At 67.5% G+C, this 15,657-nt stretch carries 14 protein-coding genes and 2 pseudogenes; 2 read left to right on the top strand and 14 right to left on the bottom strand.

The annotated features are described in order from the left end of the window. Position 1 precedes the first annotated feature (1 nt). Positions 2-358 (top strand): nitrite reductase small subunit NirD, encoded by a 357-nt coding sequence (gene nirD / locus A5744_RS03200; protein WP_076058294.1) that lies wholly within the window; start codon positions 2-4, stop codon positions 356-358. 6 nt (positions 359-364) lie between these two features. On the opposite strand, the gene A5744_RS03205 is transcribed toward nirD, so the two are convergent. From A5744_RS03205 to A5744_RS03245, 10 genes and pseudogenes are all read right to left on the bottom strand, one after another. Continuing rightward, positions 365-814, bottom strand: a complete 450-nt coding sequence (locus A5744_RS03205; RefSeq protein WP_076058296.1) for a hypothetical protein — start codon at positions 812-814, stop codon at positions 365-367. A gap of 31 nt (positions 815-845) precedes the next feature. Beyond that, positions 846-1,613: a sirohydrochlorin chelatase gene (locus A5744_RS03210; protein ID WP_076058298.1), complete on the bottom strand. Its 768-nt coding sequence runs from the start codon at positions 1,611-1,613 to the stop codon at positions 846-848. Then, positions 1,610-2,755, bottom strand: a complete 1,146-nt coding sequence (locus tag A5744_RS03215) for a uroporphyrinogen-III synthase (protein WP_076058300.1) — start codon at positions 2,753-2,755, stop codon at positions 1,610-1,612. The genes A5744_RS03210 and A5744_RS03215 overlap by 4 nt, the downstream gene beginning before the upstream one ends. Positions 2,756-2,832: 77 nt before the next feature. Then, the gene (locus A5744_RS03220) at positions 2,833-4,230 is read right to left on the bottom strand and encodes a nitrate/nitrite transporter (RefSeq protein ID WP_076058376.1); all 1,398 of its coding nucleotides are present in this window, start codon (positions 4,228-4,230) and stop codon (positions 2,833-2,835) included. Between the two features lie 262 nt (positions 4,231-4,492). After that, positions 4,493-5,038, bottom strand: a complete 546-nt coding sequence (locus A5744_RS03225; protein ID WP_076058302.1) for a GNAT family N-acetyltransferase — start codon at positions 5,036-5,038, stop codon at positions 4,493-4,495. 35 nt (positions 5,039-5,073) lie between these two features. Further along, positions 5,074-5,988: a 5-oxoprolinase/urea amidolyase family protein gene (locus A5744_RS03230; RefSeq protein ID WP_240562951.1), complete on the bottom strand. Its 915-nt coding sequence runs from the start codon at positions 5,986-5,988 to the stop codon at positions 5,074-5,076. 29 nt (positions 5,989-6,017) lie between these two features. Further along, the gene (locus A5744_RS03235; protein ID WP_076058305.1) at positions 6,018-6,692 is read right to left on the bottom strand and encodes an allophanate hydrolase subunit 1; all 675 of its coding nucleotides are present in this window, start codon (positions 6,690-6,692) and stop codon (positions 6,018-6,020) included. Positions 6,693-6,791: 99 nt separating this feature from the next. Beyond that, positions 6,792-7,781 carry an ABC transporter substrate-binding protein gene (locus A5744_RS03240; protein WP_076058307.1) on the bottom strand — a complete coding sequence of 330 codons (990 nt, stop codon included), beginning with the start codon at positions 7,779-7,781 and terminating at the stop codon, positions 6,792-6,794. Between the two features lie 56 nt (positions 7,782-7,837). Continuing rightward, positions 7,838-8,001: pseudogene (locus A5744_RS25260) on the bottom strand (TetR family transcriptional regulator); the annotation flags it as partial. 28 nt (positions 8,002-8,029) lie between these two features. Beyond that, entirely contained in the window at positions 8,030-9,322 is a 1,293-nt protein-coding gene (locus A5744_RS03245) for a DNA polymerase domain-containing protein (RefSeq protein ID WP_076058309.1), read from the bottom strand. Positions 9,323-9,380: 58 nt separating this feature from the next. Between A5744_RS03245 and fadD2 the strand changes: the two genes are divergently transcribed. Further along, positions 9,381-11,060, top strand: a complete 1,680-nt coding sequence (gene fadD2 / locus A5744_RS03250; RefSeq protein WP_076058310.1) for a long-chain-fatty-acid--CoA ligase FadD2 — start codon at positions 9,381-9,383, stop codon at positions 11,058-11,060. Here fadD2 and A5744_RS03255 read toward each other — a convergent pair. The 4 genes and pseudogenes from A5744_RS03255 to A5744_RS03265 all read right to left on the bottom strand — a co-directional run bounded on the left by A5744_RS03255 (position 11,057) and on the right by A5744_RS03265 (position 15,654). Further along, entirely contained in the window at positions 11,057-11,398 is a 342-nt protein-coding gene (locus A5744_RS03255) for an ATPase (protein WP_076058312.1), read from the bottom strand. The genes fadD2 and A5744_RS03255 overlap by 4 nt on opposite strands. A 451-nt stretch (positions 11,399-11,849) precedes the next feature. Beyond that, positions 11,850-12,056 (bottom strand): hypothetical protein, encoded by a 207-nt coding sequence (locus tag A5744_RS24560; RefSeq protein ID WP_170874411.1) that lies wholly within the window; start codon positions 12,054-12,056, stop codon positions 11,850-11,852. Positions 12,057-12,461: 405 nt separating this feature from the next. Continuing rightward, positions 12,462-14,659 (bottom strand): annotated as a pseudogene (locus A5744_RS03260) (acyl-CoA dehydrogenase). A gap of 44 nt (positions 14,660-14,703) precedes the next feature. Next, on the bottom strand, positions 14,704-15,654 hold the full coding sequence (locus A5744_RS03265; protein WP_076058314.1) for a 2-hydroxyacid dehydrogenase: 951 nt from the start codon (positions 15,652-15,654) through the stop codon (positions 14,704-14,706). Positions 15,655-15,657: the final 3 nt, after the last annotated feature.

Genomic DNA, 15,657 nt, shown 5'->3' on the forward strand with positions numbered 1-15,657 from the left:
CATGACACTTCTCAACGACATTCAGGTGTGGACCATCGCCTGCGCCTACGACCACCTCATTCCGGGTCGCGGTGTCGGCGTGCTGCTCGACGACGGCTCGCAGGTGGCGCTCTTCCGGCTGGACGACGGATCGGTGCACGCGGTCGGAAACGTCGACCCGTTCTCCGGCGCGGCGGTGATCTCGCGCGGCATCGTCGGGGACCGCGGCGGCCGCGCCACCGTCCAATCCCCCATCCTCAAGCAGGCTTTCGCGCTCGACGACGGCATTTGCCTGGACGACCCGGAGGTCTCGGTTCCGGTGTACCCGGTGCGCGTCACGACCGATCGCCTCATCGAGATCGCGCGCGTCGACACGTAATCGCGGCTAGTCGATATCCCCGACCAGGTAGCGCTGCATCGTCGGCCCGATCGCGTCGACGAGCGCGTCCACCGACATCGAGTGCAGCGGCTCGGATCGGACGCCGTAGCGCAGGATGCCCAGGCCGACCAGCTGAGAGGCGCACAGCGACGCCCGCACGGCGACCTTGTCGGCGCCCAGAATTTTCAGCAGCGGTCCGAAAACCGGGCCGATGAACATGCCTTGGACGATCTCGGCGGTCTTGGCCATGCCGGTCGACGCGACCGCACTCGCAGCGAAGGGGCCGCCGCCGGCGGCATCCCACGTGGTGATCAACATGTGCAGCGTTCGCCGGCCCACCTGATTGGCGCCGCCGGTGACTATTCGATCGATGAACTCCGGTGTGCCGAACGGCAAACGCAGCATCTTGGCGACCGGGTCAAGGAGCCCACGCGATGGCTCTTCGCGACGGGACATGGTGCCAGGATCACCCGTCCGCGAGCAAAGATCAAGCGTTGCGAGCCTCGGCGCGCCTTGCGTGCAAGGCTTTGTGCTCCACGGGTTTCGACCTCAGGCGCGGCCGCTGGGTCGGGTGCGGCACGGCCCTACGGAATCGGTTTGCGATCAACCGCGCCAGGCCCGGATGGGTGCCGAGCGGTCGGCTGACGATGTCGGCGCCGCAATCGCGCAGCCGTTGCTGAAACAGCCCGTCGGCCAACAGGTAGGAGGCAACCGCGACCCGGCGGGCGCCGTCGCGGCGAGCGTGCTCGACCGCTTCGTGCACATAGGGACCGCCGGCGGCCGCGAAGCCCAGGCTCACCCGTGATCCGGTGAGCGCCGACAACAACGTCGCGGTGGTGTGCAGGTCCGCGCGCGCCCGGTGATCGGAGGTGCCGGCCGCACCGAGGATCACCGAATCGCCGGGGCGCCAACCCGATTGCATCAATTGGTAGAAGACTATCCGTGCGATCTCGCCGCTCGGACCCAGTGCCGGGGTGACGATGACGTTCGAATGTCCGCTGGCCGCTACGTGGGCGGGCAGATCGGTGCGGACGTGATATCCGCGAGACAAGAACGTCGGGACCACAATGGCGCGGCGCTCGCACTGCCCATCTGAGGCCTGCGACAGCACCTCGCTGGGCGTGGGCCCCAACACGTCGACGAATGCCACCTGCACCGTCCGGTCCAGCAGCGTACTCACTTGCGCCGCAAGGTCTCCGATCATTGCGACGCCCCCCGGGGCGCGGGTGCCATGCGCGGTCAGTATCAGGTTCATGACCACCCCGCCCGTTCGTCGACGGCCAGCCGGTAGCCGCGCTTGACCACCGTCGCGACGATGTTCCTGTCGCCCAAGGCCGTCCGCAGCCGCAGCACCGCCGTGTCGACGGCGTGCGGGTCGTTGCTGTTGCCGGGCAGCACCCGCAGCAGGTCATCTCGGGCGACGACGTCACCGGGCCGTCGCGCCAGCGCGCGAAGGATCGCCATCCCGGACCCCGACAGCGATTTGACCGAACCGTCCACCAGAGCGCAGGTGCCCCGGATGTCGACGCGGTGACCGGCGGCCTTCACGTTGCACGCGCCCAGCAGGGGCAGCTCTTCGGCGATGTGGCGGGCCAAGGCCCCCAAACGCATTCGCTCGGGGGACGACGTCGGGACGCCCTGCCGGATCAGCGGCTGGGAGGTCACCGGGCCCACGCACATAGCGTGCACGCCGGTGCGCAGCGCCTTCAGCAGTTGGTCCTCGATGTCCAAGTCGCGGCTGCGTTCCAGAACCGCCGCCGCGGCCGGTGCGGACGTGAAGGCGACGGCGTCGAATTGCCGTCGCGCGAGCTCGGTGACCAGCTGGTCGAACTCACCGCCCAGCGGTGTCGATTTCCACCGGTACACCCGGATGGGCACCACTTCCGCACCCGCCGAACGCAATCCGCCGACGAATTCCGGGAACGGATCCCAGGCGTCGGCGGCGCCGTGGAGTTGGACCGCCACCCGCATACCGGAGACATCGGTTTCGAGCAGGTATTTCAGCAACTCGGTGGAGGATTCGGATTTCGGCGACCATTCCTCGTGCAGCCCGGCGGCGCGCAGCGCGCCGGTCGCCTTCGGTCCGCGGGCCACGATTCGGGCCGACTCCAGCGCCGCGACGAGCTGATGGCCCAGCCCCCACCCCTCGGCAGCGGCCAGCCAGCCCCGCATGCCGATGCCGGTATGCGCGACGAGAATGTCGGGTGGCTTGGCGATCAACGCCTCGGTGTTGCCGTGCAATTCATCGTCATCGGGCAGCGCGATCATGTTGATCGCGGGCGCGCTGAAGACCTCGGCGCCGTTGCGGCGCAGTAGCGCGGACAGCTCCTCGGCGCGGCGCGCGGAAGTCACCGCGATCCGATAACCGATTAGTGGCGCAGAGGACTGCTGGGCCATATCAACTGTGTATGCCTAGGACGTTTCCGCCGCGTTACCGCACAATTGCTGACGCATTGCCCTCGTTGCGACCACGATCACACCCGAGCCGGCTCGGTGTCGAGCGCCGGTCCTGCGACGCTTTGCGCGGTGACCGGCCGGCGAACATACGTGGTCCACGTCAGGATCGCGGCCACCACATAGGACGCGAGGAACAACCAGTATGCCGACGTTTCGGTGCCGCTGCGCAGGTAGGACTCGCGCAGCGCCAAGTTGATCCCGACGCCGCCGAGAGCGCCGACCGCGGCGCACCAGCCGATCAACGATCCTGACATCGCGCGCGACCAGTGCCGGCGTTGCGCCTCGCTGGCGTCGAGCGAGCGGCTGCGCGCCTCGAAGACCGACGGGATCATCTTGAACACCGAGCCGTTACCCATGCCCGACAGGATGAACAGCACGACGAAGCCGATGACGTAGCCGAACATCGCGAACGGACCGCCGCGGCCACCGCGGTCGTCGAGCGTGCTGATGGTGACCAGCAACCCGGCGCCCAGGATCATGCCGGCGAGGACGCCGAGGGTGACGCGGCTGCCGCCGAGCCGGTCGGCCAGCCTCCCGCCGTAGATCCGCGCCAGCGATCCCAGCAGCGGTCCGACGAAAGCGATCTGCGCGGCGCGCAGCGATGCCTGCGCGGCGCTTTCGCCGCCGGCCACGAAGTTGACCTGCAGCACCTGGCCGAAGGCGAAGGCGAACCCGATCCAGGAGCCGAAGGTGCAGATGTAGAGCAGCGAGATCACATACGTGTCGCGTTCGAAGAGGACCGAGCGCATCGTGTGGACCTCGATGCCGTGGTCGAGGTTGTCCATCCACAGCGCGGCCGCGATGCCGACGATCGCGAGCAGTACCAGATAGACCGCGCACACGATGTACGGCGCTTGGTGACCGGCCGTGGCGAGCACCAGCAGGCCGACCAGTTGGATCACGGCGACGCCGAGGTTGCCGACGCCGGCGTTGATCGCCAGAGCGGCGCCCTTGAGGCGCTGGGGGTAGAAGGCGTTGACGTTGGCCAGCGAGGCCGCGTAGTTGCCGCCACCCAGTCCGGTCAGCGCGGCGCACACGACATAGGGCCACAGCGGCAGGCCGGGATTGGCCAGCAGCACGATGGTGCCGACGGTGGGGATCAGCAGCACGAGGGCCGAAAAGGTCGTCCAGTTGCGGCCACCAAAGGCCGCGATGCCCAGGGTGTACGGGATGCGAGCGCAGCCTCCGACCAGTGTTGCAACCGCACCGAGCAGCAGCTTGTCGCCCGCGGAAAAGCCATAGACGGATGCGGGCATGAACAGCGCCATCACCGACCAGAGCGACCAGATGGAAAACGCGGCGTGGTCGCCCGCCATCGTGCACAACAGATTGCGGCGGGCGATTTTGTTCTCGCCCGCCTCCCAGGCCGCGGTGTCTTCGGGATCCCAGTCCGTGATGCGGTGGCTGCGGCCCATGCGGTATTCGCCTTTCGTGGACGGGATTTGGGTTGGCGCGGTAAGGCGGCCGCGTCTTGCGCCGCAGGTTTCGATGCTCACATTCGCGACCGAAAGCCGTCAACTCGATTCCGCCGAAATCGCCTGTCAGTTGAATCCCAGTTGTCTGGTAAATCGCTGAAGGACAACCGGATTCGCGAATGTTCTATGACGCGGCTCCGCTGTGGAATCCGGTGTGAGGTTCAATACATTGTGTGCTATACGGGCTTTCGCCCCATAGCACTTACCACACGTCTCCCGCGCGCCAATCGCACATCAGGTCCGCGGAGGTGTCCAGACTGATTCCCACCGGCAGCACGAATATCGTCTCGTCGTCCTCGGGCGTGCGGGTCGGGCCGGTCGGGGCCAGTACCGACGTGGGGCCGCGCCACGGCAACCAGCCGCGTGCAGCGTAGAGCCCGCGCGCCCGGGTCGACGAACTGAGAGCCCCCACTTGGTACGCCCCGCGCACCACTTGCTCGACGCCGTCCAGCAGCGCGTGCACCAGGCCCTGCCCGCGGCAGTCCTCCCGCACCGCGACGCCCTCGACGTAGCCGCAGCGCAGCGCGGTTCCGCGGTAGAGCAATCGGCGCTGGACCACCGCGGCGTGCGCGATGATCGCGCCGTGCCGCCAGATCAGGGCGTGCATGCCGCCCAGTGCGTGCTCCCAATCGTTTTCGGTGAAGTCGCCGGCGAAGGCGGTGGTGACCATCTGGCAGACGTCTCGCCGAGTCTCGACGTCGAGATCGGCGGTATGGACCAGGCGAGCGGTGTGGACCTGGGCGGTCACACCCCTTGTCTACCAGCCTTGTCGATAGCTGTGTACTACGAGAACTGCAAGCCCACCGCGTTCGCGTGCGCCCCGGCACCAACCGGAATGCGGGGCCGTGCCCAGTGGAAGCGCACGTATTGGCCGGGCCGCACCTGGGCGACCTTGTCGACATCCTCATCGATCACCACGCCGACGACGGGGTACCCGCCGGTGACCGGGTGATCGGGTCCCAGGATCACCGGTAAACCGTTGGGCGGCACCTGAATTGCGCCACGAGTCGCGCCCTCGCTGGGCAGCTGGCGATCCGGGTAGCGATATTGCAGCGGGCGGCCCTCCAAGCGCATGCCCACCCGGTCGCTGCGGTCCGAGGCCATCCAGATCGTATGCACCAGTGCGTCGGGATCGGCGAACCAGTCGTCGCGCGGCCCGGGCACCACCTGCAGTTCCACCAGATGCCGGGTAATGGCCGCCACGGGCGCCTGGTCAAGTTCGGGGTAGTCGTCGGTGTGCTCGCCGATCGGCAGCCGGTCTCCAGCCGCGAGGGGCGACGGGCCGATCGCGGACATCACGTCATAGCTGCGCGAGCCCAGCACCGGCTCGACACAGATGCCGCCGCGCACGGCCAGATAGGTCCGCAGTCCCGCTCGCGGGGCGCCAAGGGAGATCACTTGGCCGTCGCGGACATGCTGAATGCTGTTGGTGCCGAACGTGATTCCGTCGACGGTGGGGTTAGTGTCGGCTCCCGTCACCGCGATGTCGACGTCGCCGCCGCGGACCCGGGCGCAGAATCCCCCGAACGTCACCTCCACGGTGGCGCGGTCGTCGGGGTTGGCGACCAGCCGGTTGGCCAGTCTGTGCGAGCGGCGGTCGGCGGCCCCGGAGCGTCCGACGCCGAGGTGGGCCAACCCGGCGCGGCCGAGGTCCTGGACGACGGCGAGTGGTCCGGTGCGCAGGATTTCGAGCTGGATGTCTGGATTTGTCACGGCGCCCTCCCTGGTCATGCCGCGCGGAACTGGACCCACATGCCCTGCGTCAGCAACGCCGGATTGGGCCGCTCGAGGTCCCACAGCACCGCGTCGGTGTGGCCGATCAGTTGCCAGCCGCCGGGCGACTGGCGTGGATATATCGCGCTGAATTCGCCGGCAAGGGCGACTGACCCGGCCGGCACCGAGGTCCGCGGCTCGGAGCGGCGCGGCACCCGCAGGCGTGGATCGCCGTCCACCAGGTACGCGAAACCCGGTGCGAATCCACTGAATCCGACCCGCCAGAGCGTGGAGGTGTGGGCGTTGATCACCTGTGCGGTGGACAGCCCGGTGTGGCTGGCGACGTCCGCGAGGTCCGGGCCGTCGTAGACGACGTCGATCACCACGTCGGCGCGGCGATCCGCGGGGGCGGTCTCGGTGGCGGTGACCGGCATTTTGCGCAAGCGCCGCCGGATGATCCCTTGGTTGCGCGGGCCGTCGAGCTTCACCAGCACGGTGCGCGCGGCCGGGACGATGTCGACCACGCCGGGCAGCGCCGCGCCGCGCAACGCGTCGGCCCACGCCAATACCTCTGCGGTGCTGCCACATTGCACCATCAGAGCTCGGTCGCCGTAGTCGAGTACGGTGTTGCCGACCAGCTCCGTCGGCAGGCCCCGGGATAGGCCGCTGCTGAGGTCAGTCACGCTCATTACTCGACGGTAACCTCGGAATCCGGGCAGGTCGAGGGAATGCCCGGGGATTTTCGAGCACTGCCAGAGGTGCCTTAGCAAACGCTCAAACAGTGGAATCTAACCCAGGATCTTGCTGATCTGCGGGGGCAGTTGGTCGGCGACCAACGGGTAGCTCAGCGGCGAGGAAAACGCGATCGCCCCGGCCTGGTCCTTGGTGGTGAAAATGTGGCGGCTCTGCGCGGTCGCCTGCGAGGCCGCCACGTCGGGGTCGGCGAGTATCGCCTTTTGGTCGTCCGGACTCTCGGTCGTCCATATCACCACGTCCGCGGAATTGAGCACCGTCTTGATCTGGTCGCGCGGGATGACGGCGCGATGATCGGTGTCGAACGGTTTGATGCTGTCGGCGATCACGAGGCCCATCTGGTTGAGGAAGTCCGTGCGCCAGCCCGCCGTGGTCGCGACCACCGTGCCCTGAAAAAGCGTGCCCTGCATCAACAATGCCTTCTTGGCCTGCCACTGCGGATTCTTCTGGGCGACCGCGACGAACTGTTTGTCGACGGCGTCGATCAATGACCTCATCTGGTCGGCCTGGAACACCGCCTGCCCAATCGCGGTGGCCTGCTCCTTCCACGGCTCGAAGAACGCGTCGCCGTCCGATTGCGCGATGGTCGGGGCGATCGCCGACAGCTTCTGATAGGTGTCGGCGTCCACTCCGGCGTTGACGGCCACGATCAAATCGGGCTTCAGCCCGGCGATCTGGTCGACCGGAATCCCGTTGTCGAGGTTGAGCACCACCGGATGCGCGGCGCCGAGTTTGGGCTGGGCCCACGGCCACACGGCGAACGGTTGGTCGCCGAACCAATTGGTGACCGCGATGGGCACCACGCCCACCGCGAGCAGGTCGTCTTGTTCGGTGTAGCCGGCGCTGACGACGCGCTTGGGTGGCTCTTTGACGACGGTCTGGCCGAACAGGTGACTGACCGTCACCGATCCGCGGGGAGCGGAACCCGGCGCCGGCTTGGGTGACGTGCAACCCGGCGAGACGGCGGCCACCCCGACCGCCGCGGCGGCCCCGGCGAGCCGCAAGAATCCTCGCCGATTCTCCATCGCGTGAGAGTATCGCGTTTCGCCCTCTCACCTGCGTCGCCGCGCGGTTTCGCCGCTCAGCCCAGCGGCATGCCGGCATCCGCGAAGTCCGTGGCCCGATAGACCGTTTCGGCCGTCAGCGGCGCATTGTCGAAGGCGGCCATCATGGCGCCGGTCACCGCACCGACGAACAGACCTCGAAATCGCTTGCGGGCCGGCCGATTCGGCGGCTGATCACTTTCTTGCGCTCCCGCAGAGCCAGGGGCGGCTCAGTCACCTGCATGCGGCGATCGTCCCGCATCCGCGACGCCCCGTCTGGAAGCCGGCGGCGTGTAGCCCTCCCAAGGGGAGTAGTCGGCGATCAGCTCTTCCTGCGGCGGGCGCTGGTCGACCGGCACGTGCTGCAGGTTGATCCGGATCCGGTACCAGATCGAGCTCGGCCCGCGCATCCCGTCGACCAGAACGTCGGCCGGGTGTAGCCGGTCGGCGACGGCGGGGTAGCGGCCGCGCCAGGTGTCCAGCGCGGCCATCGCCTCGTCCCGGGTTTTGGTGCGGGCGATCTCGATGAGCGGCTTCGAGGACTGACGCCTGCCGTCGCCGCGCGATCCCGATCCCTTCGGTGCGCGCTCCGCGGGCCCCAGCTCCTCGGCCAGCATCAGCAGCCGATCCAGGTCGCCAACGGCGTCGTCCATGCCCGCCCACGGATCACCCAGGTCGGCTAACCGGTCCGGCACGGTGGCGATGGTGAACGCCTCGGGCTTGCAGTTGGCGACCTCGTCCCAATGCAGTGGCGTCGACACCCGGGCATCGGCGGTGGCCCGCACGGAGTAGGCCGACGCGACCGTGCGGTCCTTGGCGTTCTGGTTGAAGTCGACGAAGACGCCCTCGCGCTCCTCCTTCCACCAGCGGCTCGTCGCCGCCTCGGGCGCCCGCCGCTCCACCTCGCGGGCCACGGTCTGCGCGGCCAGCCGCACCTGACGGAAGCCCCAGCGGGGCGCGATGCGCGCGTAGATGTGAAAGCCGCGCGACCCGGACGTCTTCGGCCACGCCGTCAGGCCGTAGTCCTCCAGCACCTCGCGGGCCACCAGCGCGACGTCGACGATCCGCTGCCAGGGCACCCCGGGCATCGGGTCCAGGTCGACCCGCAATTCGTCGGGGTGATCGAGGTCGATGGCTTGCACCGGATGCGGGTTGAGGTCCACGCAGCCCAGATTGATCACCCACGCCAGCCCGGCCGGGTCGTGGATGACGGCCTCCTCGGCGGAGGTGCCCGACGCGTAGCGCAGCTCGGCGACGTCCACCCAGTCGGGCCTGTTCTTGGGCGCACGCTTCTGGAACACCGCCTCTTGCGATATCCCCTTGACGAAGCGTTTCAGAATCATCGGTCGGCCGGCGACGCCGCGCAGCGCCCCGTCGGCGACGGAAAGGTAGTAGCGGACCAGGTCCAGCTTCGTGTAGCCGCCCACGCCGTCGCCGCCGGGGAAGACCACTTTGCCCGGATGAGTAATGGTGACCTCGCGCCCGGCCACGTCCAGTGACACCGGAGCGGTCATGGGGTTCATGGTAATTCCGGGAAAATTTTCCCGGCCCATTGCGACCTGCGTCACATAGGGTGAAGTCATGCCTAACCTCATCGGCCTGCCCGGCCAGGCGGTCTCCAAGATCCAGCAGTACCTCGAGCGGGGCTCGGCCGAACTGCATTACGTGCGCAAGATCTTCGAATCCGGTGCCTTCCGGATCGAGCCACCGCAGAACTACGCCGCGATGGCCGCGGATATCTACAAGTGGGGCGAGTTCGGCATGCTGCCCTCGCTCAACGCCAGGCGTCATCCCGACCGCGCGGCCTGCATCGACGAGGAGGGCGAATTCACCTACCGCGAGCTCGACGAGGCCGCGCACGCGGTGGCCAACGGGCTGCTTGAGAAGGGGATCAAGGGCGGCGACGGCGTCGCCATCCTGGCCCGCAACACCCGCTGGTTCCTGATCGCCTACTTCGGTGCCGCCCGGGTCGGGGCCCGCATCATCCTGCTCAACAGCGAGTTCTCCGGCCCGCAGATCAAGGAGGTGTCGGAGCGCGAGGGCGCCAAGCTGATCATCTACGACGACGAGTACACCAAGGCCGTCAGCAAGGCGGAGCCGGAACTGGGCTTCCTGCGCGCCCTCGGTTCCAACCCCGACGCCGACGAACCGTCGGGCAGCAAGGACGAGACGCTGGCCGACCTGATCGAGCGCGGCGACAAGTCACCCGCCCCGAAGGCGTCCAAGCACGCGTCGATCATCATCCTGACCAGCGGAACCACCGGCACGCCCAAGGGCGCGAACCGCAGCACCCCGCCGACGCTGGCGCCAATCGGCGGCATCCTGTCGCACGTTCCGTTCAAGGCCGGCGAGGTGACCTCGCTGCCGGCGCCGATGTTCCACGCACTGGGTTTTCTGCACGGCACCATCGCGATGTTCCTCGGGTCGACGCTGGTGCTGCGGCGCAAGTTCAAGCCGCCGCTGGTGCTGGAGGACATCGAGAAGCACAAGGCGACCGCGATGGTCGTGGTGCCGGTGATGCTGTCGCGACTGCTGGACGCGATCGAGAAGATGGACAAGAAGCCCGATCTGTCCAGCCTGAAGATCATCTTCATCTCCGGGTCGCAGCTGGGCGCCGAGCTGGCCAGCCGGGCCCTCAAAGACTTCGGCCCGGTCATCTACAACATGTACGGCTCGACCGAAATCGCGTTCGCCACGATCGCCGGTCCCAAGGACCTGGAAAAGAATGCGGCGACGGTCGGACCGGTGGTCAAGGGCGTCAAGGTCAAGATCCTCGACGACAACGGCAAGGAGAAGCCGCAGGGCGAAGTCGGGCGGATCTTCGTTGGCAACGCGTTCCCGTTCGAGGGCTACACCGGTGGCGGCCACAAGCAGATCATCGACGGCCTGATGTCGTCCGGCGATGTCGGCTACTTCGACGAGCACGGCCTGCTGTACGTCAGCGGTCGCGACGACGAGATGATCGTCTCTGGTGGTGAGAACGTCTTCCCGGCTGAGGTGGAGGATCTGATCAGCGGGCATCCGGACGTCGTGGAGGCGACGGCCATCGGGGTCGAGGACAAGGACTGGGGTCACCGGTTGCGCGCCTTCGTGGTCAAGAAGGAGGACGCCGACCTCGACGAGGACACCGTCAAGCACTACGTGCGCGACCACCTGGCCCGCTACAAGGTGCCGCGGGAGGTTGTCTTCCTCGACGAGCTGCCGCGCAACCCGACGGGCAAGGTGCTCAAGCGCGAGCTGCGCGAGATGGAGATCGACTAGCGCCGATCTTGGATGGCGCGGGTGATCTCGGCCCCGAGTTTGGGATCTGCCAGCAGCCGGTCGATCAGCGCGGTGAGGACCTCTTGTCCGGTTACCCTCGCGACCCCGATGCGGTCGGCCGCGTCCCTTTGCCAAATGTCGAGCGCCCGGTGGGTGGCCGCCGGTAGATCCACGGTTCGCCGCGTCCGCTGGAGGCGGATCGGTCGGTCGGCGGTGTCGCGTGACTGAGGGGTTGGGCCGATTCGTGGGGCACGCGGTTGCCGGAAGCTCGTGAGGCGCTCGGTCGTCGTCGCGTCATCGGGCGGCGTGCCCGGTGTGCGGCTGGGGTTGAAGCTCACTGCGGCGGCCGTCCCTTCGTGGGGGTACAAGTCAGTAAATCAGTAGGTGTCTGCTACCGATTCTGTCACTAAAGTCGCCCCGAGTCGCGCCGCGAGCCACAGACGCCGCCGGCCGGCCGGGGGGCCGCTGCCGCATTCACCGCACAATGTAATTTTAGAATTTGCTATGTGATTCTCGTCGGCGTACCTGCCGCAATTGATCGACTACGCAATTCATGAGTCACGTAAAGTCGGAAATAAGTACCTCAGTACCTCAGTAGATGGTCCTTTACCTAGTCTTATGTCGAAAGAAATCTACTGATCTCAGTATTTCGAGATGTCCTCAAATACGTCGTCCAGGCATATCCTTCCACGAATGTGTTAATTAACTGTTGTTTGCCTGAGAATTTCTGGGGTAGTCTTGTTACGTATCAGATTGGACGGATCGTGGAGGGAGGTCGGAAAAATGATTTCACTGCGATCCATGCGTAACGCCGCCGCAAGCGCGGTAGGCGCCGGCGCGCTCGCCGGAGCCATGCTCGTCGGCGGCGTTCCCGCGGCGCAAGCCGCGCCAGCGCCCACTCCAGCGACGAGCTTCGACACCGTCGGGCCGCATGGCGGCGCACCCCTTAGTCCCGGCGTGATCCCGGACCGCCCCGGCGGGGGCGGAGGTGGCCATGGCGGCGGAGGCCATGGTCCTGGCCCCGGCCCCGGTTGGGGTCACGGACCTGGTCCCGGTTGGGGTAAAGGCCCCGGTTGGGTTCCCGGCCCGGTTTGGCACGGTCCCGATGTCGGATGGTGGGGTCACCCCGGCAACGGTTGGGGCAACATCCCGCCAGGTCGCGGCTTCTGGGCTCCCGGGCACTGGTGGGGGCCCGCTGAGCACTGGTGGAACTGGTGGTGGTGAGCCAAGCCGCTAGCTTCGTGTGGCGCGGTCAGCCTTGTCCTGCCGAGCGTTTAGGTTGACCCGCCCGCGCTGAGGGGGGAACGTCATGCCGGCCTACCACCGCGAGGCCGGCATGACCCCCCACCCAAAGGCATCCATGCCGACCCGAGACCGGCCTCGGGTCGGCATGGATTCTTTTTACGGGTCGCGGGGCAGGCCCAGGAGCCGCTCGGCGATGATGTTGAGTTGCACCTCCGACGTGCCCCCGTAAATGGTCGTGGCGCGGCTGGCCAGGAGGTACTCGTCCCACTTGCCCGCCAACTGGTCGGGGTCGCCGATCGCGGCGTCTGTGCCGAAGGAGGACACCGCGAATTCGGCGTAGCCCTGGCCGGTGCGCATCGACAGCAGCTTTGAGATCGCCGCCGACGGCATGGCGTCGCCGCCGGCCAGCGTCAACAGCGTCGAGCGGAGGTTTAGCACCTTGGCGGCGTGACCTTCGGCGATCAATTGCCCGGCCCGGTGTTGCGCGATCTGGTCGAACTGGCCGTCGCGGACGAACTCGACGAATTCCGGCAGGGTGGCAAGGAAATTCGCGTCGCTGCTGCCGATCGATACCCGCTCCGCCGTCAGAGTGTTGCGGCTGACCTCCCAGCCCCGGTTGACGTCACCGAGCACGCACTCGTCCGGGACGAACACGTCGTCGATGTAGACGGTGTTGAACATCGCGTTGCCGGTGAGCTCGCGCAGCGGCTTGACGGTGACACCTTCGCTTTTCATGTCGAGCAGGAAGTACGTGATGCCGTTGTGCTTCGGCGCCGACGGATCCGTCCGCGCCAGCAGCGCGCCCCAGTGCGAGTACTGCGCGTAGGTGGTCCAGATCTTCTGCCCGGTGATGCGCCACCCGCCGTCGGCCCGCGTCGCCTTGGTGGTCAACCCGGCCAGATCCGACCCGGCGCCCGGCTCGGAAAACAGTTGGCACCAGACCATTTCGGCGCGGAAGGTGGGTGGCAGGAAGCGTTGTTTCTGCTCTTCGGTTCCGAACGCGACGATCGACGGAATGATCCAGGCGGCGATGCCGACCTGCGGCCGTTTGACCCGTCCGGTGGTGAACTCCTGGGCGATGATGATCTGCTCGACCGGGCTCGACGCCCGGCCCCACGGTTTGGGCAGGTAGGGCAGCACCCACCCGCCCTCGGCGATCGCGACCTTGCGGGGCTCGCGGTCCATCGCCTTGAGCGCCGCCACCTCGGCCCGGATTTCGGACCGCAGCTTTTCGGTATCGGGGTCCAGGTCGATGTCCACGGCACGCATCCCCGTGGTGGTCGCGGTATCGACCACCCTTTGCGGGTACTCCGATCGGCGTCCGAACGACGCGGCGAGGATCACCGCCCGGCGGTAGTACACGTTCGTGTCGTGCTCCCAGGTGAACCCGATGCCCCCGTGCACCTGGATGCAGTCCTGTGTGCAGCGCAGGGCGGCCGCCGGAGCCAGCGTCGCCGCCACGGCGGCGGCGAACTCGACTCCGGAACCTGCTGTGTCCCAATCATTTGGCTAGCCTCGTCGATGGCGCGCGCGGCATCCCACACCGCGGCGGTCGCTCGCTCGGTGTCGGCGATCATCTCCGCGCACTTGTGCTTGATGGCCTGGAACTGGCCGATCGGCCTGCCGAACTGTTCGCGGATCTTGGCGTATTGCGAGGCGGTGTCCGTGGCCCAGCGCGCCACGCCGATCGCCTCCGCGGACAGCAGCGTGGTCATCAGCGCGTGCGCGGTCGCCATGGTCAGGCTGCTCAACACCGTGTCATCGCCGACCTCGACAGCGTTGGCCCGCACATGCGCGATCGGGCGCAGTGGGTCAACGCTTTTCACCGGCTCGATTTCCAGCTGGTCGGCGCGCAGCACCACCCACTCGTCACCGCTGTCGATCGCCACCGGAAGCACCAGCACCGATGCCTGCGCCGCCGCGGGCACGGCGTGCGCTTCACCGCGGATCACCAGCGCGTCACCCTGCCTGGTGGCGGTCAGGCCGGAATCCAGCGCGTAGGCGGCGATGGCCGTGCCGGACGCGAGGTCGGCGAGCACCTTTGCCTCCGGGTCGTGCGCGGCGATCAGCGCGCTGGCGATCGCCGACGGCGCGAACGGTCCGGGTACCGCACCGTAGCCGAACTCGGCGAGCACGATGGCCAGCTCGAGGATGCCGAATCCCTGTCCGCCGACGGACTCCGTCAGATGAACCCCCTGCAGGCCCTGTTCGGCCGCCGCGCGCCAGTAGGGCGGCGGGTTCTCGATGGGTGTTTCCATGGCCGCGTGCAGCACCTCCGACGGCGCGACGCGCGCCACCAGGGATCGCACCGAATCGGCCAGGTCTTGATGCTCAGGAGTTATCGCGATCGGCATTGGTCGCCTTCCCACACTCTGTGTTTCGGCCAGCGCCTTCCAAGCTAACAACCGGTGGGTTGGTTGACCACATTGGCCAACGGAAGCCCGTCGCGCAGCCGGCGGCAGTTGGCAACGGCCTCGACCAGATACCGCCGCATGGTGTCGGCCGTGTACCAGGTGACGTGCGGCGTCAGCACTACATTGTCCAGGCCCAGCAGGGGATTGTCGGGGGCGACCGGCTCGGCGTCGAAAACGTCCAGGCCCGCCGCGGCCAGCCGGCCGCCGCGCAGCGCGTCGACGAGCGCGTCTTCGTCGACGACGGCTCCGCGTGACGTGTTGACCAGTACCGCATCCGGTTTCATCCGGGCCAGCGCGTCCCGGTCGAGCAGATGGACGGTGTCGGCGCGCAACGGTAGGTGCAGCGAGACGATGTCGCTGGCCGCCAGCAATTCGGGCAGCCGCCGCCAACCGGGCCGCCCGTCGTCGCGGGTGCTGGTGTGCAGCACGGTGGCGCCCATGGCGGTGACGATGTCGCCGACACGCTTGGCGATGTTGCCGTAGCCGACCAGGCCGACGGTGCAGCCGCCGATATCGCGTACCGTCTCGCCGAGCTCGGGATCGGCCGGCCAGCCGCAACCGCGGCGCACCGCACGATCCAGCGTCGGGAGCCTGCGCAAGGCGGCCAGCATCAGCAACACCGTGCCCTCGGCCACCGACGGTGCGTTAGCACCGGGCATATTGGCCACTGCGATACCGCATTTCGTCGCGGTTTCCACGTCGATGGTGTTGACTCCGGCGCCGAGTTTGTGCACCAACCGCAGGCGTGGCGCGCGCCGCAGGTCGGCGCCCGACAGGGGCCGCAGCACATGCCAGATCACCTGCGCGTCCGGCAGCTCCCGGTAGAAGGCGGTGTCGTCATCGTCGGCACACCAACGAATGTCCAGCCAATCCGCTTCGGGCGCAACAAAATTAAGGACCTTGTCGCCGGGGACAAAATGGGCCAGTATCCTCACGAG

This window comes from Mycobacterium sp. IS-1264, assembly GCF_001954195.1.
In the GTDB taxonomy this organism is placed as follows: Bacteria; Actinomycetota; Actinomycetes; order Mycobacteriales; family Mycobacteriaceae; genus Mycobacterium.

What these genes read in the sequence shown, in the direction of transcription:
- A5744_RS03215 (WP_076058300.1), bottom strand. Translation starts at nt 2,755, where the DNA reads ATGGCCCAGCAGTCCTCTGCGCCACTAATCGGTTATCGGATCGCGGTG.
- A5744_RS03220 (WP_076058376.1), bottom strand. Translation starts at nt 4,230, where the DNA reads ATGGGCCGCAGCCACCGCATCACGGACTGGGATCCCGAAGACACCGCG.
- A5744_RS03205 (WP_076058296.1), bottom strand. Translation starts at nt 814, where the DNA reads ATGTCCCGTCGCGAAGAGCCATCGCGTGGGCTCCTTGACCCGGTCGCC.
- fadD2 (WP_076058310.1), top strand. Translation starts at nt 9,381, where the DNA reads ATGCCTAACCTCATCGGCCTGCCCGGCCAGGCGGTCTCCAAGATCCAG.
- A5744_RS03240 (WP_076058307.1), bottom strand. Translation starts at nt 7,781, where the DNA reads ATGGAGAATCGGCGAGGATTCTTGCGGCTCGCCGGGGCCGCCGCGGCG.
- A5744_RS24560 (WP_170874411.1), bottom strand. Translation starts at nt 12,056, where the DNA reads ATGGCCACCTCCGCCCCCGCCGGGGCGGTCCGGGATCACGCCGGGACT.
- A5744_RS03210 (WP_076058298.1), bottom strand. Translation starts at nt 1,613, where the DNA reads ATGAACCTGATACTGACCGCGCATGGCACCCGCGCCCCGGGGGGCGTC.
- A5744_RS03245 (WP_076058309.1), bottom strand. Translation starts at nt 9,322, where the DNA reads ATGAACCCCATGACCGCTCCGGTGTCACTGGACGTGGCCGGGCGCGAG.
- nirD (WP_076058294.1), top strand. Translation starts at nt 2, where the DNA reads ATGACACTTCTCAACGACATTCAGGTGTGGACCATCGCCTGCGCCTAC.
- A5744_RS03235 (WP_076058305.1), bottom strand. Translation starts at nt 6,692, where the DNA reads ATGAGCGTGACTGACCTCAGCAGCGGCCTATCCCGGGGCCTGCCGACG.